The organism is Clostridium sp. CM037 (assembly GCF_055081095.1).
In genome coordinates, this window is sequence record NZ_CM143650.1 from 2437559 (window position 1) to 2461571 (window position 24013).

General features: G+C 30.7%; 22 protein-coding genes. 2 read left to right on the top strand and 20 right to left on the bottom strand.

All coding sequences use genetic code 11. The features are described from left to right. Positions 1–253 precede the first annotated feature (253 nt). The gene (locus ACWJKP_RS11915) at positions 254–961 is read left to right on the top strand and encodes a DNA alkylation repair protein (RefSeq protein ID WP_165414105.1); all 708 of its coding nucleotides are present in this window, start codon (positions 254–256) and stop codon (positions 959–961) included. Positions 962–1123: 162 nt separating this feature from the next. Here ACWJKP_RS11915 and ACWJKP_RS11920 read toward each other — a convergent pair whose 3' ends face one another. The 8 genes from ACWJKP_RS11920 to ACWJKP_RS11955 all read right to left on the bottom strand — a co-directional run bounded on the left by ACWJKP_RS11920 (position 1124) and on the right by ACWJKP_RS11955 (position 9468). Then, positions 1124–2035, bottom strand: a complete 912-nt coding sequence (locus ACWJKP_RS11920) for a GH25 family lysozyme (RefSeq protein ID WP_165414106.1) — start codon at positions 2033–2035, stop codon at positions 1124–1126. Positions 2036–2104: 69 nt separating this feature from the next. Then, positions 2105–2362, bottom strand: a complete 258-nt coding sequence (locus ACWJKP_RS11925) for a hypothetical protein (protein WP_224578911.1) — start codon at positions 2360–2362, stop codon at positions 2105–2107. Positions 2363–2372: 10 nt separating this feature from the next. Beyond that, positions 2373–3344 (bottom strand): glycosyltransferase family 2 protein, encoded by a 972-nt coding sequence (locus ACWJKP_RS11930; protein WP_165414107.1) that lies wholly within the window; start codon positions 3342–3344, stop codon positions 2373–2375. 163 nt (positions 3345–3507) lie between these two features. Beyond that, complete coding sequence (locus ACWJKP_RS11935) at positions 3508–4368, bottom strand: YitT family protein (RefSeq protein WP_165414108.1); 861 nt, start codon at positions 4366–4368, stop codon at positions 3508–3510. Between the two features lie 245 nt (positions 4369–4613). Beyond that, the gene (locus ACWJKP_RS11940) at positions 4614–6716 is read right to left on the bottom strand and encodes a glycosyltransferase family 39 protein (RefSeq protein ID WP_165414109.1); all 2103 of its coding nucleotides are present in this window, start codon (positions 6714–6716) and stop codon (positions 4614–4616) included. 68 nt (positions 6717–6784) lie between these two features. Further along, positions 6785–7225: a GtrA family protein gene (locus ACWJKP_RS11945; protein ID WP_165414113.1), complete on the bottom strand. Its 441-nt coding sequence runs from the start codon at positions 7223–7225 to the stop codon at positions 6785–6787. Positions 7226–7408: 183 nt separating this feature from the next. Continuing rightward, on the bottom strand, positions 7409–8785 hold the full coding sequence (locus tag ACWJKP_RS11950; protein ID WP_165414110.1) for a sensor histidine kinase: 1377 nt from the start codon (positions 8783–8785) through the stop codon (positions 7409–7411). Next, the gene (locus tag ACWJKP_RS11955) at positions 8782–9468 is read right to left on the bottom strand and encodes a response regulator transcription factor (protein ID WP_165414111.1); all 687 of its coding nucleotides are present in this window, start codon (positions 9466–9468) and stop codon (positions 8782–8784) included. Before ACWJKP_RS11955 ends, ACWJKP_RS11950 begins: the two co-directional genes overlap by 4 nt. Before the next feature lie 625 nt (positions 9469–10093). Between ACWJKP_RS11955 and ACWJKP_RS11960 the strand changes: the two genes are divergently transcribed. Then, positions 10094–11443 (top strand): sodium-dependent transporter, encoded by a 1350-nt coding sequence (locus ACWJKP_RS11960; RefSeq protein ID WP_165414114.1) that lies wholly within the window; start codon positions 10094–10096, stop codon positions 11441–11443. A gap of 90 nt (positions 11444–11533) precedes the next feature. Here ACWJKP_RS11960 and ACWJKP_RS11965 read toward each other — a convergent pair whose 3' ends face one another. From ACWJKP_RS11965 to ACWJKP_RS12020, 12 genes are all read right to left on the bottom strand, one after another. Continuing rightward, positions 11534–11794 (bottom strand): DUF1653 domain-containing protein, encoded by a 261-nt coding sequence (locus ACWJKP_RS11965; RefSeq protein ID WP_165414112.1) that lies wholly within the window; start codon positions 11792–11794, stop codon positions 11534–11536. A 453-nt stretch (positions 11795–12247) separates the two neighbouring features. Continuing rightward, a complete protein-coding gene (ltrA, locus tag ACWJKP_RS11970; protein ID WP_224578726.1) occupies positions 12248–13657 on the bottom strand; it encodes a group II intron reverse transcriptase/maturase in 1410 nt (469 codons plus the stop codon). Between the two features lie 482 nt (positions 13658–14139). Further along, positions 14140–14691 (bottom strand): nitroreductase family protein, encoded by a 552-nt coding sequence (locus ACWJKP_RS11975; protein ID WP_165415073.1) that lies wholly within the window; start codon positions 14689–14691, stop codon positions 14140–14142. A gap of 146 nt (positions 14692–14837) precedes the next feature. Continuing rightward, positions 14838–15077, bottom strand: a complete 240-nt coding sequence (locus ACWJKP_RS11980) for a hypothetical protein (protein ID WP_165415064.1) — start codon at positions 15075–15077, stop codon at positions 14838–14840. Continuing rightward, the gene (locus ACWJKP_RS11985; RefSeq protein ID WP_165415065.1) at positions 15058–16281 is read right to left on the bottom strand and encodes an IS91 family transposase; all 1224 of its coding nucleotides are present in this window, start codon (positions 16279–16281) and stop codon (positions 15058–15060) included. Before ACWJKP_RS11985 ends, ACWJKP_RS11980 begins: the two co-directional genes overlap by 20 nt. A gap of 109 nt (positions 16282–16390) precedes the next feature. Then, positions 16391–17479: a glycosyltransferase gene (locus ACWJKP_RS11990; RefSeq protein WP_224578910.1), complete on the bottom strand. Its 1089-nt coding sequence runs from the start codon at positions 17477–17479 to the stop codon at positions 16391–16393. Positions 17480–17526: 47 nt separating this feature from the next. Further along, positions 17527–18246, bottom strand: coding sequence for a WecB/TagA/CpsF family glycosyltransferase (locus tag ACWJKP_RS11995; protein WP_165414072.1), 720 nt, complete (start codon positions 18244–18246; stop codon positions 17527–17529). A gap of 29 nt (positions 18247–18275) precedes the next feature. Next, on the bottom strand, positions 18276–18917 hold the full coding sequence (locus ACWJKP_RS12000; RefSeq protein WP_165414071.1) for a sugar transferase: 642 nt from the start codon (positions 18915–18917) through the stop codon (positions 18276–18278). A gap of 69 nt (positions 18918–18986) precedes the next feature. Continuing rightward, positions 18987–20243, bottom strand: coding sequence for an O-antigen ligase family protein (locus ACWJKP_RS12005; RefSeq protein ID WP_165414070.1), 1257 nt, complete (start codon positions 20241–20243; stop codon positions 18987–18989). A gap of 35 nt (positions 20244–20278) precedes the next feature. Continuing rightward, complete coding sequence (locus ACWJKP_RS12010) at positions 20279–21496, bottom strand: glycosyltransferase family 4 protein (protein WP_165414069.1); 1218 nt, start codon at positions 21494–21496, stop codon at positions 20279–20281. A 10-nt stretch (positions 21497–21506) separates the two neighbouring features. Next, complete coding sequence (gene wecB / locus ACWJKP_RS12015; RefSeq protein WP_165414068.1) at positions 21507–22562, bottom strand: non-hydrolyzing UDP-N-acetylglucosamine 2-epimerase; 1056 nt, start codon at positions 22560–22562, stop codon at positions 21507–21509. Positions 22563–22643: 81 nt separating this feature from the next. Next, on the bottom strand, positions 22644–23987 hold the full coding sequence (locus ACWJKP_RS12020) for a glycosyltransferase (RefSeq protein WP_165414067.1): 1344 nt from the start codon (positions 23985–23987) through the stop codon (positions 22644–22646). Positions 23988–24013 lie beyond the last annotated feature (26 nt).

The following is a 24013-nucleotide window of genomic DNA, read 5'->3' on the forward strand; positions in this document are numbered from 1 at the left end:
AATACAATTTTAAGTGTTTTATCGTCGCGAATCTCACAAAAACCAGGAACTCCATTTTTAATTAATTTAAAAGTTTTATTGGTAATATTTTTTTAATATATTTGACAGATTACGTTTTATTCAGTAAAATATAATTGATAATGAGTATCAATGTCATACTGAGGATGTTTAATAATATGATTGATTACGCTGATATTAATAAGGAAAATAAGAAATAAACTTTTGAGAATATAAAATAATTTAGGAGGACTTTATGGAGTTAAATGAAATAATAAATAAAATAGAAGCATTTGGGACCCCTCAAATAAAAAATGTATTGTCTAATCATGGAATATGCGAACCGTTCTTTGGAGCTAAAATAGCTGATTTGAAAAAGTTAGTTAGGTTTGTAAAGAAAAATGATGATTTGGCGAAAGAATTATATAAAACAGGGATTTATGATGCTATGTATTTAGCGGCATTATCTATAAATCCTAAAAGTATGTCAAAGGAAGAACTAGAAGGGTGGATAGATAAAGCTTATTGTTATCCAATTGCAGAATATATAGTTGCAACTGTAACCGCCGGAAGTGATTATGCAATAGAACTTGCAAAGGAATGGATAACATCTGAAAATGAACTGATTGCAGCTTGTGGTTGGAGTACATATAGCATTTATATATCTGTAGCAGAGGATAATCTAATTGATATTAATGAAATAGAATATCTTTTAAATAAAATAGAAGCAAATATACGGAATGAAAAGAATAGGGTTAAATATACTATGAATGGGTTTGTAATAGATGTTGGAACTTATATAACAGAATTAAATGAGAAAGCATTAAAGGTTGCTATTAATATAGGTAAAGTTAATGTTTTAATGAATAAAACTAGTTGTAAAGTGCCACTAGCTAAGGAAATTATAGAAAAAATGATTAATATGGATAAAATAGGCATTAAAAGAAAGAAATATATTTGTTAGGGATTTAGCTCAAAATAATTAAAAAATAGCAACCAAGTGAAGGAAGAGACCCTCACCTAATAAATTTGGCATAAACAAGTAAAAGAAGAAATTAAATATCCATTTATTGAAATTTATGAATGTAACACGATACTGTTGAGTTACATTCATAAAAACTACTTTTTATTTTAAAAGTTGTATTGTGGTTATTGGCCCGACAATTCCATCTGATTTTAACTCTCTTGAAGTCTGAAAATGCTCAACCGATACTAATGTGTTCAATCCAAAATATGAATCAGATCCAGTTTTACCACAACTAAATCCTAATGCAATAAGTCGCTGCTGTATCCACCTTACAAGTTCATTATGGGCGCTTCTAGTAACAAATACCTTAGCTACAACCTCATTAGTATGTGTACCTTTGATGCCATCTTCAACAAGCTTGTCGCCGTTTTTATCTTTTAATCCGACTAAGTTGACAGCATGTTGAAAATCTTTTACAACAATATTTACAGGTACATGTGAGATTGAATTAATATAAATAAATATATCAGATTTAAATTCATTTAAATCAACAGGTCCATTTATTCCGTCTACTCCCCCTGAGCTTGAGTATTGAAATCCTATATAATTAATTACATCGGGCTTTGCTACTCCATAATGAGCCACCCACAAAGGAATATCTTTAACTGAGCTATTTAAATTGTTTGTGTAAAAATAATCTCCTGTATAAATACATACTTCCTTATTATTCGATATTAGATAATCCGCGAACAGTCTTACATTAGAGCTTGTCTTAGTTACCGTTTGCCCTAATGCCACTTCTACATCTATAGCGTATTTACAATCGGATGAAAGCCCTTCTATAACACTTAGAAAATGTTTTGCTTCTAATATTGGATCATTTGCTCTTAAAAAATGATAAAACCCAATTTTAAGTCCTGCTTCAATTGCTCCACTATATTGTGATTGTAACAGTGGATTTTTATAATTGATTCCTTCCGTGGCTTTAATATAAACTATTTCTATTCCACTGTTTTTTACTTTTTTTAAATCTACATTTTGTTGGTAACTAGATATATCTATTCCTTTCATAAAACCCATCTCCAATTTTAATCATTTTCTCGTAACAATATATGCTTCAACCCATATCTTTGATAACGCTCAGGTGTTTATGATATTTTTAGGTAACAAAGGAGTATCTTGCTGGTGAAAACTTCTCTGATATTTATTGTCCCCTGCCATTGCAGACGCTATCTCAAGCTGTAATTTAAGATATAGGATAAGTTGTTTAATTTCATTGTAGATAACTTTTAATTTATATTGTCTTTCTTTTATTGTTGTACGTACGTCCCCTGCCATATAGCTTAGTAGCTGTAGTATCAAATCAGCAATTAAACTTTCTATACCTTTCATATCCACAATACTATCCTCAATTACCTTTAAAAGTCACACTATTTTTAAGTTCATTGTAACTTATTGTACTTGCAATTATATATAAAGGTCTGTCTTTACTCTCATCAGATATTCTTCCAATATATTGCCCTATAATAGCGAGAAGGCAAAACATAATGCCAAACATAATTAAGTTAATGGAAAGTATTAGACCTAAATTTAATATATTGCTTTGGTTAAACAGTGAGGTTGTAATACTACTAATTAATAAAATAATACCTATTAAACCTGCAAATGCTCCAAAGTAGCCCGTAATCATTAATGGTTTATAAGAGAAAGAGGTTATCCCATCAAAAGCTAATTTCATCATTTTATTTAGAGAATATTTTGTTTCACCAGCAAATCTTTCTTTACGTACAAATTCTACAAAGGTTTGTTTATATCCAACCCAACTAACTAAACCTCTTATATACCTATTTTTTTCTGGTAGTGAATTTAGGGCATCACATACTTTTCTATCTATAAGTCTAAAATCTCCAGCATCAACTGGAATATCAATACTCGTCATGCTTTTTAGTAACCTATAGAAAGATTTAGCAGTAAATTTCTTAAAAAAGGTTTCACCCACTCTCTTAACCCTTTTGCCATATACAACCGCATAGCCTTCTTTCCATTTTTTAATCATATCTAAAATAGCTTCAGGTGGATCTTGAAGATCCGCATCTATTACAATAATAGCATCACCTAAGGCCTTATTCATTCCCGCAGTTATTGCAGCTTGGTGTCCAAAGTTTCTCGAGAAATTTATAAGTTTTATACTCTTATCTTTTCTACATATATTTTCTGCTTTATCCCTAGTTGAGTCACTACTTCCATCATTAATAAATAAAATTTCATGATTTTCAAGTGTTCGATCCATGACTGATTTTAATCTTTTGTAACTCTCATTTATAACAAGTTCTTCATTATACAAAGGCACTATTACAGAATAAATAATTCTATTACTCATTATTATCATTCCCTTCACTTTAATTATTTAATGTTTCTCCATAATTAAAATTATAAGGGCAAATTGTATCAGCAGTATCAAATTAATATGTGAACTTTATGTGATAAGTTATATAAAAAGGCTACCTAAGAAAGGCAGCCAGTTACTGTTGGGGTGGTTACTACTATATTAAATCGTTTTTAAATCCTTTACCTCTTACCTCTGAAGCATCAACTATTATCATAAAAGCATTATTGTCTATTTCTTTAATTATTAATTTTAATTCGGGGATCTGATGGAGTGCTACTGTACAAAATAATATTTTTTGATGATTACCAGTATATGCACCTTCTCCATATAAAAAAGTAACTCCTCTATGCATTTTATACAAAATTCCACTACAAATTTCTTTTTCTTTTGTAGTAATAATAAGAACTAATTTTTGTTTTTTCATTCCATGAATTATTCTATCGGTAACTTCAGCCGTTATATACATAGAAGCTATAGTATACAACGCGCTAGTTACTCCAAAAAAGAAAGTACCGATACAAACAATTATCATATTAACACAAAATGATATTTGTCCTATATTAAAGTTATCATGTTTTACTTTTATTAAAGCTGAAACAATATTGGCTCCTCCTCCGGAACCGTGATTGCTGAATATTATTCCTATGCCAATTCCATTTAACACTCCACCGTATAAACATAATAGTAACGTATCGTTTGTGCCAATCAGTTCTTTTAAAGGAGCAGTTAAAATTAAGAACAAAGAAAATGAGATTATACCTATAATTGAAAAAATAGTAAATCGTTTGTTAAGATATTTATAACTTAGTATTAATAACGGAATATTTAATAATAGTATAGTATATCCAGCAGGAAATTTAAATAAATATTGGATAATTAACGATATACCAGTTGCACCACCACTTAGAAGTTTGGCTTTGGATATAAACAAATTAATTCCGAGTGAAGATATCAAACTTCCCAGTAGTATAAAGAAGATATTCTTAATGATATTTTTGTTTATATAATTAAACATATTGTTTCCTCCTCCAGAGTAAAGCTATTTTTCAGAGTCTATAATAGTCTTTAACATGAAAACTTTATGAATTAATCATATAGACCTTCTTGTTATAGTGTGTCATAACAGTATCATTATATGAATTAAATGTAAATAAGAATAAAAAACCACCATGTACCTAATACAGTTCTACTGCATAGTAAATGGTGGATTAAAACTAGATTTTTTTTTGTTTTATGGCGTTATCCTAATACATAAGTTTGTTATTTTGCAGTATCGGCAGCTTTTAAATCATATAACTCTTCGGAACTTCCACCATCAGGTTGCTGATTTTTTGAATTTGTAGAATCTTTCCATTCACTCTCTTTAACGATTTTACCGGCCTTTTTAGCCCAGGTCATGATTTCGTTACTTGAGCCGCCAACTTGGCCGCCTATCATTACGTACCTAACTTCTCCTTTATTCACTAGGGATTTAAACTGAGCGAGTGTTATTGCCTTATCAGTTCCGAAAAAGCCCCCTGTCATTACAGATTCATCAGTTTTAAGTATTATATCTGTTGCATTTCCATTGGTAGATGATGTAACTAGGATATATTTTTCAGTTGTTTTATGACTTGTAAGGAATTCTATTAATTTTGAACTACTAGTATTATTAGAAACATTCATTTTTGAATCTCCCTTTTGAGAACTAGAGATTAAACTAAGTCCTGCAGATGGGAAAGTTCCAGACATAGTGTTAAATATAGTAGTTCCAGACCAAATTGTAGGTGTTATTAAAATCCCTGTTATAGCAGTAGCTACTAATAGCTTTTTTAACTTTATATTTTCGTTTTTTATCTGTTTAAGAATAACAAGTATAATCGATGAAACAAAACATAAAACGGACATCGAAATCATTAAAATCTTAGTAATACTTGAGGTATTGTAAAAATAAGATAAAATTAGTAACTGAACTAATCCATCTACAACAAGTGCTAATGGTAAAATCCAAGATTTCAATCCAGCCTCTTTATGAAGTTCCCACATAGACACAATTCCGATTCCGGCGAGTGCTGCGATTGGTGGAGCAAGCATTGTTAAATAATAAGGATGAAATAAACCTGTTGTGAAGCTGAAATATATAAATTCGGGTAGTAACCACATTGACCATAAAATTAAAGCTAGTTTTTTCTTGTTATCAAAAGCAGGTTTAAGTTTTTCTTTTATTGCAGCTGCTATAAATCCTAAAACAGCAATAGGGAATAGCCAAATTATTTGATCAGACATACTATTGTTAGAAAACAATCGTGTAATGCTAGATCGTTCACTGCCACCCATGCTACCGCCGCCAGCATTTCCTCTTTGAGACTGACCGTTTTGACCGACATCACCCGTTGGCATCGTGCCACCTTGACTACCATCTGTAGGAGGGGTGCCACCTTTTCCATTATCTGTAGGAGGAGTACCACCTTGCATTCCTTTTTCAGCGGTTTTATCATTGGTAGTGTTTTTTGAAGCATCTGTGACTACATCATTACCAGTTGGAGGAGTTCCACCTTGGGTTTTACCACCACCCATACCACCGGTGGTACTACTTCCAATTCCAAGCCTTTCGAGTCCATTATGTCCAATTATCAGTTCTAATTCTGAATTATTTGTGCTACTTCCCACATAAGGTCTGTTTGCAGCAGGTATTAAATCTACTACAATAGCCCAAGAGAATGAAAAAACAAGTAGAACCAGCGTTCCTGAAATAAGATGAATTAACCTCTTTTTAAGTGAAACTGCCTTTGATAAAAGATATGTTATATAGATAGCTGGAATCACCATATAAGCTTGAAGCATTTTTATATTAAAACCAATACCCACAATAGCTAAACTTAAAAGAAGATATTTAAGTTTGCATTTCTCAGCTGCTATAGAAATAGCCCAACATGCGAGTAGTAGAGTTAAAACAAGCAAGTTATCGCAAGTATTATTTCTGCTCAATGCAACGAAAACTGGGGTTACTGCAAGAAATAATGCTGAAAGAAGACCAGCTGTAGTTCCAAAGGATCTTTTAACAATAATATATATTATTAAAACGGAGATTACTCCTGCAAGAGCCTGTGGAAGAAGAATGCTCCATCCACTAAATCCAAAAACTTTAGCAGAGATTGCTTGAACCCAAAAACCTAGAGGCGGTTTGTCAATACTTACAAAACTAGTTGGGTCAAAAGATACGAAAAAGAAGTTTTTCCAGTTCATAGTCATACTTTTTACACCAGCAGCATAATACAGATTTGAATATCCCTCTATGCTTAAGTTAGTAAAATTTAATATTCCAGACAATAATAATATTAATGATAATAAAAGTTTTTCCTTTGAAATTTTTAATTTACTCATTTTAATTTGCCCCCTTTTTAGAATAAGTATTAGCCATAATAACAGGCATGCTCGTAATTGATTTGAGATTATATATTTCTGCTGGCTACTTTATTAAATACCCATAGCCTATAAAACAAAAAATTTGTTATTTGAGCCACAAATGTGACAATTATTTTAGATATATATATGTTAATACTTAACCTCTTTACTAAAAAATTCATTGTTATAAGGGTTATAATAAGCGAAATTAGGTTAACTACAATAAATTGAAAAAGTTCATGACTAGTTTTTTTATTGGAATTATTTGTAGAAAAAGTCCATTTTTTATTAAGCACAAAACTGTTAGCAACTCCAAAGCTATACCCGATTATCTGGCTTGCAATGTAATTTAGGCCAATTAATCCATGAAACAGTGTAAATATTAAAAAATCTATTAAAGTATTTGCTATCCCTACTAGTGAAAACCTGGATATATGCTTGAGCTTTCCATTTAAAATATAATTTATAAAGTTATTTAATGTTTTGATATTTTTTCACCCCCATTTTATTTCAATATAAATTTACTATTATTTGAAACGTATAGTACGAATATCTCGATATATAAGATTATAATCATCAATTGTAGTATCAGTATCAAATAATTGTGTGAGCTTTATGTGATTGGGTGTAACGCACAAAAAGCAATCAACAGTTCTGTTGATTGCTTTTATTTATAGACGATATTTAATTGAAAAACTAACACCAATATCCCTATTTGTAACCTCTATTTCACCATTGTAATACTTTATAATTTTCTTGCAAATAGCAAGGCCCAGACCAAATTTACCAGTCTTATCTTTATAGAAATTATCAAAAATATGAGACAAATGTTCACCAGGAATATTAGGCCCATTGTTATATATGCTGATTACTGCAAAAGCACCTTCTTTTTTTAAGCTTACGCATATTTTACTCTTAGCGTATCTAATGGAATTATCTAATATGTTTTCAATAGAAACCTGTATTTTATCCACGTTTCCATATATAATAGCTTCCTCAATGTTTAAATCCCACTTAATATTATTATTAATTAATTCGAATCTCTTTATAATATGGATAAGTAAGCGATGTAAATTAATATCTATACTCTCAAAGTTATTCTCTAAAACATAATCAAGGGTATTTAAATATAATATTTGTTTAACTTTTTTTTCTAGGCTCAAAGCTTCATCTCTTATGATTTCAGCATTTTTCTCAACTGATTCCACATATACACCGTCAATAATAGCCTCAGCATGACTCATAATTACCATAACGGGTGTTTTTAAATCGTGAGATATACTCTGCAGGAACATTTTTTCCTCTTCGTCAGTACGTTTTAATTCTTTTTGCATCATATTCATCGAGTTTGCGAGTCTTCCAATCTCATCTTCATTTTTAACATTAATAGGATTACTCCAATCTTTATGTGCTATTCTAACCGTATAATTTTCAAGTTCTTTAAGTGGTTTTGAAATATAATTTGCAACTAATTTAGAAGTTAAAAAACCAATAGCTATAAATATGCTTCCTACCCAAATCACCATATAAAGCAAACTATTATCTTCGATTTCAGGCATGTAGGTTATTAAATATGACTTTCCAGACCTTTCATATTGGATTGAACTTATTATGAAAATAAATTTTGTGTTATTGTATGATTCTTTAAATTGTTTTTGATTAAGAGTGCCTGGTGTAATAAAGCTTGACATCCATAGTTTAATATTTTTATCATTTACACTAAAAGGTACGCTAAGATCTTTAGGATCACCTGGTGGCAAACCTCGCCCTTTATTTATATTTATAATCTCAGGGTTATTATTTTCATGCACATTAACAATATAATAATCGCTACCTAATAGATTTTTCATCTCTTCAAATCTATTAGGCTGAGTAAAATTATTAGTCTTTAACATATCATGTGATACTTTTAAATCTTGAATTTTACCTTTTTCATTTATGGTTTTAAAAGTAACGAGATATAAAAATGAAATGCTAGAAATTATTATAAGTATTATGATTGTAAATGTTGTCCATATTCTCATGGTTAGTGATTTAAATTTTCTCATGATTTGTACACTAGTTTATAGCCATACCCATATACAGTTTCTATGGTGAATTTATCTATCTTTTTTCTAAGTCTTCTTATAACGTCGTCAACTACTCTATCTGAACCGAAGTAATCATCGCCCCATACAGTATCTAATATTTGTTCTCTAGACACTAAATTGTTTTTGTTTTCAATAAAATAATAGAGCAGTTCAAATTCTTTTTTAGTTAAAATAACCTCTACAGTTCCTATAAAAACCGTTCTTTGTTTCTTGCTAATACAATATCCTGCCATATTTAAGTGATCACTTATTTGAGTGGCATCCCCTTTAGATATTCCATAAATTCTTTCTAAAAGTTTATTAGTTCTAATAATAAGCTCTCTAGGTAAAAATGGTTTTGATAAATAATCATCGCTGCCTAGCTCTAGTCCCACCACGCGATCAAGCTCTTCATTTCTTGCAGACATAAAAATGACAGGTGTATTTTTATTGTAAGATTTAATAGCTTTAATAATTTGATAACCATCAATATCTGGAAGCATTATGTCTAGTATCCAAAGATCTGGTGAATCTTCAATCTTTTCTATTGCAGAATTACCATTTGAAAAAGTAGTTACGGCATAACCCTCACGTTGTAGATATTTTTCCAGCAAAAGATTTAAACTTATTTCATCTTCAACAAGATATACTTTCTTTGACAAACGTATCACCCCCGACTTATTGTGTACTAAATTCTATAGTTTATAAAAACACTTAAATTAACTGCATCCCATATATACTCATTAGATTATATTCTATCATATAATTCTCAAAACATTTTAAATTATTTATGTGAAAATTATGTGTTTTGCAAAAAACAGTTATGAAATAATTATTCGTCTTTCTTCTAAAAAAATTTAGTATTCTGTGAAAAAAGCATTACTAAATGTGAATTAAGGGGAGCATATCATTTGTCTTCCCTTAAAAATTTTCATATTTTGACTATTCTTAAACATACCTAACCTATATAAATAGGTAAAATCATATTGTTTTACTTTTTATATCGGTGTTTTATCTTAATTTGCTTTGTCTGTACACCTTCATAAGATATGAATATATACACTAATAAGAGAAATAATAAATAAAAATAACGTTCCGTAATAATACATTTTTATTGATATATTTAAATGTACGTGCTAAGGTGTTAAAGTAACAGATACAAATTAATTTTACCTTTTATATAAATTTGATATCATTTAAACAGTACTCTAATTTTGTAGTACAGATAATTGTTTAATTAAAGATAAAGAGGAGTGATATGCAGTGGCAGAGAAAAATAAAAGAGAGATGTTTTCTACAGGATTTGCAATTTTTTTTGCAACATTAGGTTCAGCCGTAGGTTTAGGTAACATATGGAAATTCCCTTATTTAATAGGGTCTAACGGTGGAGGAGCTTTTCTCTTAGTATATCTTTTATGTGTTGTATTAGTTGGTATTCCCATTATGGCATGTGAATTTTACATTGGAAGAAAATCAAGAAAAAATGCAGTCGGAGCTTTTAAAAAATTAAATGCTGCTAAAGGCTGGAAAACTATTGGATTAATGGGGACATCTACAGCATTTCTAATAGCATTTTTTTATAGCTGTGTTGCAGGATGGGTTTATTCCTATGTATTCAAAGCAATAAAGGGCGATTTTAGGGGGGTTACTTCTAGTACTGCTTCGGCAAAATTCATGTCAACCTTAATTGGACCACTGTCTCCAATAGTATGGCAATTTATAGTTCTCATCGTAGTTTCAATAATCTTAATTGCAGGAGTTAAAAATGGAATTGAAAGAATAACAAAGACACTTATGCCTGTATTATTCATACTAATTATTATATGTGGTGCAAGGGCATTAACACTTCCAGGTGCATCACAAGGATTAAAATTTTTATTTCATGTGGATTTTTCACAATTAACTGGACGTGTTATATTAGCAGCTCTTGGTCTAGCCTTTTTCAAACTGTCCCTCGGAATGGGAACAATGATTACTTATGGAAGTTATTTTACACCTGATAATAATATGATAGCAACTTCAGTTAAGGTTGCTTTATCTGACTCACTAATTTCAATATTGGCAGGAATTGCAATATTCCCAGCCGTATTCTCTTTTGGTCTAAAACCTAGTGAAGGTCCTGGTCTTTTATTTATGACTATACCACTTGTATTCTCAAAAATACCTTTTGGCAGTGTATTATTAGTCGCATTTTTCTTTTTAACTGCAATAGCCGCTACAACAGCACTAATATCTATGGTTCAAGTCCCAGTTGCGTATTTTACAGAAGAAAAGGGTATGAGTAGAACGAAAGCTGTGTTATTTACAACAAGCATAATGATGGTGTTTGGAATTCTCGCAACATTATCGGCTCATCCCACGAGTGCCCTTGCTAATATTCATATAATAGGCCAGAGAGGATTTTTCGATACCTTTGACTACTTATCTTCAGATATATTACTTCCAATAGGTGGGCTTTTAATAGCGATTTACGTTGGATACTTTACTAAAAAGGAAGATTTCAAACTAGAACTATCAAATCAAGGAACTTTAAATAACGATTCTGTGTTAAACATTATATATGTATTTATTAAATTTATATCACCAATCCTTCTTTTAATTATTTTCTTAAATTCTATAGGAATAATTAAATTTTAAATAAAAATATTTATTAACAAACCACTTCATTACTGAAGTGGTTTACCTTTCACATCTATGCCACTAATTTGGTTTTCAACCTTAATAACATCAACTACTGTGATGCATTTCTTCGGCTAATTCCAGTTCGTTATCAATCTTTTCAAATCTATTTACCATTTTACCATCAACTTCTTTTTTCTCTAAAAACATACTTAATGGTCTAACCCATATTCCTCTTTCTCCATAAAGGGCCTGATAAACCACCATATCTTCACGCGTTTCTGAGTGTTTTGCTACATAAAGCACTAAATACTCATTGCCTTTAAAATGTCTATATTTTTTACCGATTACAATATTATTTTCATTCATTAATACATACCTTCTTTATAGAAATATATTTTTTAGGCTTTAAATCTTCCAACTTATTATCTCTTCTAAATTGAAATGAGTGAGTTTAATTCCATGCTTGATCTGAAGACATTACTACCACTCCCTCATTTTTCTATTTTTCACGCTTAATAAATATTTGTTTTTTTATAAAATTTAAGTTTAATACGTAAGTTACCATTAGAATTATAGACATACTTAGCTTACTTCATTATACCCGCTTTTCTTACCTTATGTACTCAATACTTTCTACAGTATTACCTTCTTCTTGCCAATTTAAAAACATCCTCAATATATCACTAATAATTTCCTCAGGAATCGTTTTCGCTCATTTATAGATATATAACAAATCGAGTAGGAGCTAAATAATTAGTTTATTTAGCGACCTCTCACACCACCGTGCATACCGTTCGGTACACGGCGGTTCAATAAGAATTAATGTTTTAATAAATATGTCTCAGATATAGAAACTAATCCTATATTTTTAAGGTATTTATTGGTCAATGTTTTGTTTAATATAGGGCTATTGGATGTTCTCCAATAGCTCTTCCTTGTGTTTGTATATTGCCAGGCTTTATTCTTGTTCAAGCCTAATTTAACAAGGTTTTTATATTTGGTTTTAATCTTTTTCCATTGTTTCCAAAAACACATTCTAATCCTTCGCCTTAACCATTCATCAAGTGTTTTGAGAATGCTTTTAATATCTGCGATAGCAAAATAATTTACCCATCCAACTATCACTTGCTTAAGTTTCATAAATCTATATTCCATGCTCATCGCATTACTTCTTGAAGTTAATTCCTTTAGCTTTGCTTTGAATTTACTTATAGGTTTTTGAGGAACTCTCATTCTGTATTCACCTTTTGCTCGGTAAAACGAAAATCCTAAAAATTTAAGTTTCCAAGATCTATCTACTGTACTCTTTTCTTTATTCACTTTAAGCTTTAATTTTTCCTCAATAAATCTTGTAATACTCTTCATTACTCTATTTGCTGATTTCTCACTTTTAACATATATATTAGCATCATCAGCATACCTACAAAAGTTTAGTCCTCGCTTTGTTAGTTCTACATCAAGTTCATGTAACATTACGTTACTCAATAATGGGGACAAGGGTCCACCTTGAGGTGCTCCTTCTTCAGTATTCATAAATACCCCATTTATCATCACTCCACTTTGTAGATACTTTCGTATCAGAGAGATTACTCTACTATCTTTAATATCTTCCGATAGTATCCTTATTAATTTATCGTGATTTATCGTATCAAAGTATTTAGAAAGGTCTATATTTACTGTCCATGTATGTCCAGCATTAATATATCCCCTACATTTTTCAACAGCTTGCTTTGCACTTCTTAAAGGTCTAAAACCATAGCTATTATCTGAAAATTTGTTTTCATATATTGGTATTAGAACTTGTGAGATTGCTTGTTGAACAACTCTATCTACTACAGTAGGTATTCCAAGTAGTCTTATTCCCCCATCAGGTTTGGGTATTTCCACCCTTCTTACTGCTTGAGGTCTATATCTGTTTTCCAGTAATGATTGCCTTAATTCTTGTCCATGCTCTTTTAGGTGTTGTAGAAGTTCATCTACCGTCAACCCATCAATACCATGACTTCCTTTATTTGCTTTTACTCTTTTATATGCTTTATTCATATTATCTCTCGACGATACTTGTTCGAGTAAATCATTACCGTATCTATTCACATCGTTTCTTCCTTCTTCTGACATAGGAGAAATACTATGCACTTCTACGTTACCTTTAAGTTCCACTTTATTCTCTCGTAGAGAGCCTTCTTTATGAAGTTGTCTGCTTTCATCATATTTCTTCGTATCTTTCAAAATTTCAAAACCTCCTATTGTTCAGTCCTTCCCACGCTAACGCGTTTAGCATGGTACTATGACGTCTGCTGACTTCTGATAGTTCAGCCATACATCACTGTATAGTTTGTTATTTCTAAATTCATATCCACAACTTACCTATCAGATCTCCCCGGGTAAGAACGCAATCTTTCACTCCATCTATCTGCTACATTTACATCGCCTGTTTCGAATAGTTTTGGGCTTCATTTTGTATTGCAAACTTACCCACAAGCATATGCCTTATATGTAGTTTCTGTTCGTCAGACCAGAGTTTCGCCGCCAACTTCCTTCAGATTCCACCTCGCGGTGGACACCCTTGTCTTAAGCTATGCGCTTGGCACTATTAACCCGCGCTAGGGACTTTCACCCATTAGATTGCGCCCATGCCGGGCTCACAATAAAAGCCCTATGTCTGCATTTGCAGACATAGGGTAATTTTAAAAAATCATCTAAATCATAATTTATTTAGTGTTTTCAGCATAGGCATTATCCCAAGTATTCAAGAATACATAATCTTTTGCATCTTTTTTATTGTTATGTTCTTTACTTTCTGCAATTTCCCCAATAGGAGTCATTGCAACTACTTTGTAATTTTGTGGAATGGCTAATGCTTTTTTTATAATATCTTCATCAATTGCAGCAATCCAACAAGTTCCATAACCCTCATTAGTAGCTGACAAAATAAAATGCTCCATAGCAATGGCACTATCCACTAAATAATACTCTCTGTTTTCAACTTCTCCAGAAGCATCTGGCTTTGCTACTATAACCGCCGTCATTGGAGCATCTAATATTGATTGTGCTGCTGAATTGTCCTTATTCATTATAGATTTAGAAATTTGTTCTAGTTTGTTTTCTTCATCAACTAAAATAAATTTGTATGAAGTATTATTTTTCCATGAAGGGGACATCATAGCTGAATCAATCATTTTTGTTAATTTTTCTTTATTTACTGGGGTATTCTTAAATTTTTTAATACTTTTTCTACTTTTGACTACATCATAAAATTCCATATAACACACTCCTTTAATTATAGTATGTGTAATCGCTCCATAAATAATGTAGTTGTTTCACCTAAAATTTTAAAGATAGAATTAAAAAAAGAACAAAATCTCCCTACGGTCGAGTATTAAAGTGATGCTCCACAAATAGTGTGGCATCACCTCTTAATTATCATATCTGAACCACATTCTATACACAAAACAATAGGACTACCACTTTTCTTGTCATATTCTTCAGGCGTATAACATTCAAACGCAACAAAGTCAGGCACTTCTTCTTCAAACCCACATTTTTTACATTTAAAAAGTATCATTTTATCACGTTCTTGTGGTCGAAATGGTATGCTATCCTCATTCACTTTACCTTTAAAAATTCTTTTAATACGTTCCCATATCATATATATACCCATACTTTCTATGCCATATTTGCCACAATTCCATTAGCTGGCCGCATTTTAAACACTTTCTCGGATCTTTGGAAAAATTAATAATCATTAATTCTCTATAAGTCATTTTTCTTGTTTCCTTTTTCCAATTTATTTTTAGTGTGAACTGAATTGCCTTAAGACCACTTTTTATGTATTGCAAAAGACCAAAACACTTCCGAACTTTTACACTTATACTGCCTGAATATACTCCGTATAGTCTAACCATCTTGAAATATTTAGGGGTAATATGCATTAATAATCTACCTACGAATACTTGCGCTGTAACTGTTTCTTCTACTCTCTCATTGGTTTCATGACTCTTATACCAAAACGTTACATTTTTCTCATCATAACTAAGTATTCTATATTCTGCTATCGCAGGCCTTGCTAAGTATCTGCCTATATATCTTGCTGCACCTCTTGCACTTTTCATTCTTGATTTTGCATTTATATAGAATCCATCAGGATAATCTTTAAACATTTTTAAGTATTCTGCGTTCTTCTCTGGCTTTTTACTTATCATATAATTTATTAATTTAAACTGCCAAACTTTTCTGAAATATTTGTAGTCAAGGTATTCCATCTCCTTAACTTCATTGCCTTTTGTTTTTATTTCTGGAACCAATGCATGGACATGTGGATTAAAACCTACATTCCTTCCAAATGTATGCACTACTCCTATCATTCCACTTTGCCAAAGTACTCCTCCTTTTTTACCCCTTTTCTTTTTCTGATACTCTTCTCTATTTTTATAGTTTACACCATTCGCAAACTCGTTTATAGCCTCATATACCATGTCTTGTAAATCTTTTAAGCACTCCCTATTCCAGTAAAAATAATTCCTATATTCAGCTGGTATTGTGAATACACAATGTCTATGCGGTACATCTAAAATCTTGTTTACTTGTTTTTCTACCCATTCACTTATGTACTTTTTCCCACATTTACTGCAAAATCTACTTTTGCATGTAAACCCTATTTTAAATACTTCTAAACATTTTAAGCATATATACGCAACAAAACCTAATGAAATATCTCCACATCCTATCATTTTCATTACTTCGATATTCATATGTTCTCTCATCTTTTCAGGATACTTTTCTTTATTCAATTTCCAAAACTCTGGATAATTATCTTCAAATATTTGTTTTATAGTAATCTTATTTATTTTCATGATTTAATCATCTCATATTTATCTGATTTTTTCTATCTATTTTTTAGCTAGAATGTTATCCACAGCGGTTTCCGCAAGCTGTTTCCTATATAATAAAAAAATATACTCATTATTTTTTTAGTATACTCTTATAAATTTCAAAATAATTTTTCCAAAACTTCTCTATAGTAAAATTATTTACAACAATGTTATATAACTTTTCACCCTTTATGTTTAAATTGCTCTTATCTAAATATGCTTCTTTCATAGCTTTATAAATATTTTCGTTGTTTTGATTCTTCACTTTATACCCGCTGTCTTCGCCTAATATACTTTGTAAGTCGCCCACTTCAGTATAAATCAAAGGTTTCTTTACAATTGCTGATTCTAAAACCGTTAAGGGTGGTGCTCCACCCTCGCTTAAAGAAGCTAAAACACTAACATCAGAGGCGTTTATATAGTCTATTGGATTAGAAACATTTCCGGTCATTATAACTTTATTTTCTATTTTTAGCTCCACTATTAACTTCTCTAGTTCGGATTGTAGCTCACCATCACCAACTAAAAGCAATTTTACATCATGAAATTCAATAGTAAGTTTTCTAAATCCCACTATAACTTCTCTATGATTTTTTATAGGATGTAATCTCGCAACCATAATATATACAAAATCATTCTTCTTTAAATTCAAATTATTTCGTATATCTTCTGTTGGCGTCACAATACTAATTTTCTTTATATCTATACCATTATTTACAACTGATTTACTTCCTTGAATATTTTTTTCTTCTAATAAAACCTTCAAATTATTTGATACACAAATATAATTATTAAAGCTCTTTAGACCCTTAATACTCAGGGGAGTAAAAATAAAATATTTCACTTTATTATTAAGGAAATCATATCTAAAATCACTGTGAACTACAGCTACTGTAGGTACGTTTAATTTGCTTTTTAAAATTAAATGCATTAGGAACGGCATTGCTCCATGGAAATTTACTAAACTTATCGAATTGCATCTTATAAAATTCACTAGCTCAATATTATTAAGCTTCTTACTAAAAAGTTTGTAGCTAATATCCATAACTCTAACTTTTGAGTAAAGTGGACCTTCTCCCAAGCAACCGACTATATTCTCAAATTTGTTATTGTATTTACTGCATATGTTTAATACGTGTTTTCCACCACCACCATTATCATTTCCTGATATGACATGCAAAACTTTAATATGGATCCTCTCCTTTACTTCTCTGATGTTAATAACAATTATTTACGTTTATACTTGTCCTTTATTACCATTAAAATAAACTTAGGTATAGATGATAATCTTTTAATTCTAAATGGTTCTTTCGCAACTCTGTATAACCATTCCATGCCTATATTTATCATCCATTTAGGTGCACGTTTAACATTACCAGCTATAATATCAAAACTTCCTCCAACTCCCATAAATACTTTGCAAGGAAGTCTGTCCATATATTTCGCTATAAATACTTCTTGCCTTGGGCATCCCATAGCAACAAATAAGACTTGTGGACTAACTTTTTCTATTTCTTTTAATAGTTCTTCACAATTGTCCATTTCGAAATATCCATCATGACTCCCTAAAATATTTAATTTGCGATATTTAGTTCGCAGATTAATATTGCACATATTCACTGTTTCCTGGGTGGACCCTAACAAATATATTCCTTGGCTTTCTTTTTCACATTTTTTTACTATACAATCCATAAGTTCTACACCAGCAATTTTTTCTTTCACCGGTTGTCCTACAATTTTAGAACATATTACTGTACCAATTCCATCTGGAATAATGATTGAATTTTTACTAGTGAAATTTTCTAACAATAAATTATTTTGTAGCCCACTAAAAAGAACTTGTGGATTTCCTGAAACAATATGTACCTTTTTAAAACTGTTTATGTTTTCAAACAATTCTTCTATGGTATCATTAAAAATTTCGAATTGAAAAATTCTTGTTATCATAAATAAAACCCCTCCAAATTAACAACTCCCTAATAAGCGCCGTCTTTCTTAAACACAGATACAACTGTTAAGAAGATAATTTTTATATCTAATTGGACTGAAAAATTTTTAATATAATTCAAATCATAAGTAACTGTTTTCCCTAGTTCGATTTCTCCTCTTCCACTAATCTGTGCAAGTCCAGTAATTCCTGGCAAAACTAAGAGTCTTTGGTAGTAGCTTTCGGGATAATACTTAACTATCTCTGGTATTTCAGGCCTAGGGCCTACAAGGCTCATTTGTCCAAACAAAACATTGAAAAATTGTGGAATCTCATCTAGGCTGTTGCACCTTAAAAATTTTCCAACCCTTGTTATTCTAACGTCCGACTTGTCTTGAAACACAAAATTCTCCAAATCAAACGGATCTATATTAAGTTCTATTTTGCTTTCAGCTTGAGCTATCATAGTTCTAAATTTATAAATATTAAAGTTTTTTCCATCTTTACCTACCCTAACCTGCTTAAATACAGTTGCTCCTTTTGAATCTAGTTTAATAGCAATAATGATAATTAAATATATAGGCAATAATATAATTATACCTATAAAAGACAATGTAATATCCATTAATCTCTTAAGTCCAAATTGAAGCTTCTTATTCTCAATATGCGCTTTTTTATCTATATTTATCATATTGCGTTAACTCCTACTTTCTGATGAATATTTAAGCGTCCCCCTGTATTTCTAAATTTCTTCACCAACTTATATATTCAAATTATTTGTTGATGCGTTTAATAAACTTTCAGCTGTAGCTACTATAAACCAAAAATATGTTGTAACTTTAGGCACAAAAAATAGATTGTCTGATAAATTCATAAAATAGAATGCTACCATCGATGCCAATGCACCCATGTAAAAAGCTTGCAAAAATTTGTCATCTGTTATAGTAATTAATTTTTTCAATCTAATAAGCACTGTTATTAAAATTACTAAAAGAGATGTTATTCCTATTATGCCCAATTCACTTTGAGTCTTTAAATAAGAACTATGTGTAGGATATCTTGTATACGAGTTGTAGCTTAGGCCTTTATACTTATTAATATATTCGTTATACCTACTGATATAATTACCATTACCAACTCCTAGAATTGGATGTTCCTTAATCATCATTAGAGCCGTTTTCCACAATTTAATTCTAGCCACATTTTGTCCATTATTTGTTAAATCCTTAACTGTATCAAGAACCGCCGGACTAAATAAAGCCAAAATACCTACCCCTCCAAAAACTACAATTAATTTTAAACTATATAGCACACATAAAACCGCTGCACCGATACAAACGCCTAATAAAACATTTCTAGAATAAGTCATAAGTATATTTAGAAATATTAGAATTGATATTATTCCATACATACTCTTTAATTTTTTATTTTTTTCATAAATTGTTAGCATTACTAATGGAAAAATAATTAAAATAAGAAAACCCGCATATGCATTAGGATTTTGCATTGTTGCAGCAATCTTACTTGCTCTATATCCATAGGAGTATTTCACAATAAACCTTTTATCTAATCCAATTATTGTAAAGTATTGAATTATACCAAAAATACTCAAGACTCCTGATGTGAATATAAAGCATCTCAATAAGTTTTTCACTAATTTTTTTGTATTAAATTCATACTTAATTATAAAAAATATAAATACATATGTTAAAAATCTTGCGCTTTCGCTTAATGCTAATCCCTTTTCTAATGCATAAAAGGTTGATAATAACATAATACCCAATAACATCACTATGCAAATACTTAAAGTACTACTAAAGAAGTCTCTAATCCCATAAAGAAACCTTCCCCTCGTATCCCTATTAAAAATCAACTTTATGAGATATAAGCACATAATTATTCCTAATAAAATATCTGAAACAGATACTCCTTTTAAATTTGTTCCCTCTTGAATCAGAGGCATTATCACTATATAAGCACACATTAAATAATACAAAATACTACACTTAGCTTTCATTTTTTACACCTCTTTATAGACTAATATTATAATTTTTATAAATTCATCAATATTTTTTCTAATTTTCTTGTTATATCCTCTCTAGCATAATTCTCCATAACATAAGCCCTTCCATTTTCACCCAACCTATTTCTAAGCTCCATGTTATTATATAACTTTAACACCGCTTCTGCAATTTCTTTTGAATTTTCTGGTTCTACTACAATTCCTGCATTTGCACTGTTTATTAGTTTAGCCGCTTCACCCTGTACTGGTAAAATAATAGGTATTTCTGAAGCTAAGGTCTCAAACATTTTTGAGGGTAGAGCACCTTTAAAAAGTTCTAACTTCTTTAAAGGAATTATTGCAGCATCCATAGAAGCTACTATTTTAGGCATATTTACCTTTGGCTGAAGAGGTAAAAAGGTAACATTTTTTAATCCTTTTTCTTTTGCGATATTTACAAGATCTTGTTTTTCCGGACCATCACCTACAAAAACAAATTGAATGTTTTTTTCCTCTTTTACTATCTCTGCTGCATTTATTATAACTTGTAGTCCTTGTGCAAGTCCATGAATACCAGCGTAACATAGTGCAAACTTATTTTCTACTCCAATTTCACTTCTAAAGGTTTCATCCCTATTTTCACTTTTAAATAGCTTTGTATCAACTCCATTAGTTAGCAGATGTACTTTGTTTTTATCAAATCCTCTACCGACTATATCATCAACTATTCCTTCTGTTTGACAAGTAACAGCTACTGCACGTCTATAACAAAATTCTTCTAACCATACAGACATTTTAATGAATAACTTATTATGAAGCATACCTAATTTTATAGCTGATTCTGGCCATAAATCAGATATGTTAAAAACAAATTTAGCTTTTTTAAGCTTAGCTATTACATACCCTGAAAAGCCTAGAAACAGTGGTGGAGATTCCGTTATTACTACATCCTGCTTATTTATATGAATAGCCCCCTGAAGTACAGAAGAAAAAGTAAAAGATAAATAATTTCTTAATCTCTTAGTAAAACTCTTAGATTTTGTAGCATAAATACTAGTTCTAATTATCTTTATACCTTCAATTTCTTCTATGACCACCTTATTACCTTTATAATCATCAAAAATCTCCCCTCTAGGGTAGTTAGGCATTGCTGTTAATATTGTAATTTCATGGCCAAATTCCTGTAATTTTTTAGCAAACTCAAAAATTCTATTTTGAGGTGCCCCCACCTCTGGGGGACAGTACTGAGTTAAAAATAAAATACGCATGTTTTCACCTCTATTGTTTGTTTATAATTTTTAAAATTTTCTCTGCAGCATGGCCATCTCCAAAAACATTTTGCTGAGATTTATTTGGCATAAAATTAACTATGCCCTCTAAAATCTTAGTTTTATCAGTTCCAACAATAATATTCCATCCATTTTCTACTGTTTCTACCCATTCTGTTTCTTCTCTCATAGTAATACAAGGCTTATTCATAAAGAAAGCTTCCTTTTGAACCCCACCACTGTCTGTAACAATCTTTTTGCAGTACATTTCTAAACTGATCATGTCTAAATACCCAACTGGGTCAATTATCTTTATATTATTATTAAATTTCAAATCATAATCATCCATATATTTTTTTGTTCTTGGATGTAGGGGTAATATTATTTTTTTGCCGCTCTCATTTAATGCCTCACTAATATTTCTTAATCTATTTATATCATTAGTATTTTCTGCTCTATGTATAGTAGCTAAAATAAATTCTTCCTGGTATAAATTAAGTTTCTTCATAATCTTAGATTTTTCTTTTGAAATCTTTAAAAAATTAAGGGTCGCATCATACATTACATCCCCTATATTATGAACACCCTTAGTTATGCCCTCAGTACTTAGGTTTTTAACCGCTGAAGTTGTAGGTGCAAACAGATATTTTGAAATATGATCTGTTAAGATTCTATTTTGTTCCTCCGGCATATTCATGTTAAAGCTTCTAAGTCCCGCTTCTATATGTGCTACTGGAATACGTAACTTACTTGCACAAATTGCTCCAGCAAAGGTTGAGTTCGTATCCCCATAAACTAAAACCATATCTGGCTTTTCTTTTATATAAATTTCTTCGAGTGCTATTAACATCGTACCAGTTTGCATGCCGTGTCCACCTGAACCTACTTCTAAATTATAACTAGGCTTAGGTATTTTAAGTTCTTCGAAAAAAATCTTTGACATATTTTCATCATAATGTTGACCTGTATGTATTAAAATTTCTTCATGCTCATTTCTAATTATATTCGATACTGCAGCTGCTTTTATAAACTGCGGTCTTGCTCCTACGACTGTTAATATTTTCATATAGACTCCTGACTTTTAATAAGTTTTTTTAATAAAGTTTTTTATAAAAATTAGAATTTCACTTCCTTTTCAAATCATCATTTATAAACTTTCTATAATACTCATCAGTTCTCTAGTTAAATTTTCTCTGTTGTACTTTTTAACTTTTTCCCAATGAATATCTAACTTTTCCTGCGTGCCTTTCCAAATGCCATAGGATTTATATATAACTGCTTTAATTTCATCTATTTGTTGAGGATGACAACAAAATCCTGTGTTCGTATCAAGTATTAAATCTTTAGCAACACCGTCCGGTACAATGCCTATAACAACCCTTCCACTTCTTATGTACTCAAATATCTTTCCTGTATATACGCCTTCGCTTCTTTCAAAAGCTCCTATAATTAGAAGCGCTGCTGAAGAATTTTCTAATTCCTTCAAACTTTCTTTATGGGGCAAATATGATATAAATTCAATAACCTTATCATATTTTGCAAGAAAAAACGTAATATCTTCCTGGGCATCCTTGCCTATTTGCCCGACAAATCTAATGATAAGCTCTTCAAGTTTTATTTTTTTATCCTCAATAAGCCTATCTATAGCTATTAAGAAATTCTTTGGTGATATCTTCCCATACAGGGTTCCATTATAAGTTATAATATATTTGGGCGGTATCCTATCTATATTATAATCATCAAAATCATCCTCATCATATCCATTAGTAATTATTTTAAATTTATCTGACCTCTGATTTTTATATCTATCAATAAAATCATCTATTATAGGTTTACTTACAGATATTACAACATTCGCTTTTTCAATAACTGTCGTCTCCATCCTTTCATTTTTTCTCTTAGCATAGGGCGTGTAATCTGTGAATGGGTTAGTTACCCATTGGTCACGAAAGTCAGCAATCCACGCTATGTTAGATTTTTGCTTTAATTCACAAGCAATTAAATGCGCAGTATATGGTGCTGAGGTAGAATATATTATATCAATTTTTTCTTCCTTAATTATTTTAAGTCCTAATTCTACCGCATCTTTTTTCCATGAAATTTTATCATCCGGTATGTACATATTTCTATAAATACTTAATAAGATTTTTTTTATTTTTCTCTTAACTTTAGATTTAAGTGTAATTTCAGAGGTTATTTTTATTATATCCTCTTTATTTTCAACCTTCATGGTTTTGACATGGGTTATATTCCTATTAGCAATAGTGTTGACAATAAAATTATCTCTTTGCATAGCCCTAAATACCTTTATTCCATCCGTTGATTCAGCTTTCAAAGACTCATCCTTTATAGTGCTCTTTTCATTATTTACAGTAAGCACGTTTACGTTGTATCCAAATTTCTTTAGAAACTTAGCAAATTTTAAAGTTCTCTGAACTCCTGCACCTCCTAGTGGTGGGTAAACATAAGCTACAATTAATATGTTTTTCATTATTAACACCTCTCATTGTCCTAAAC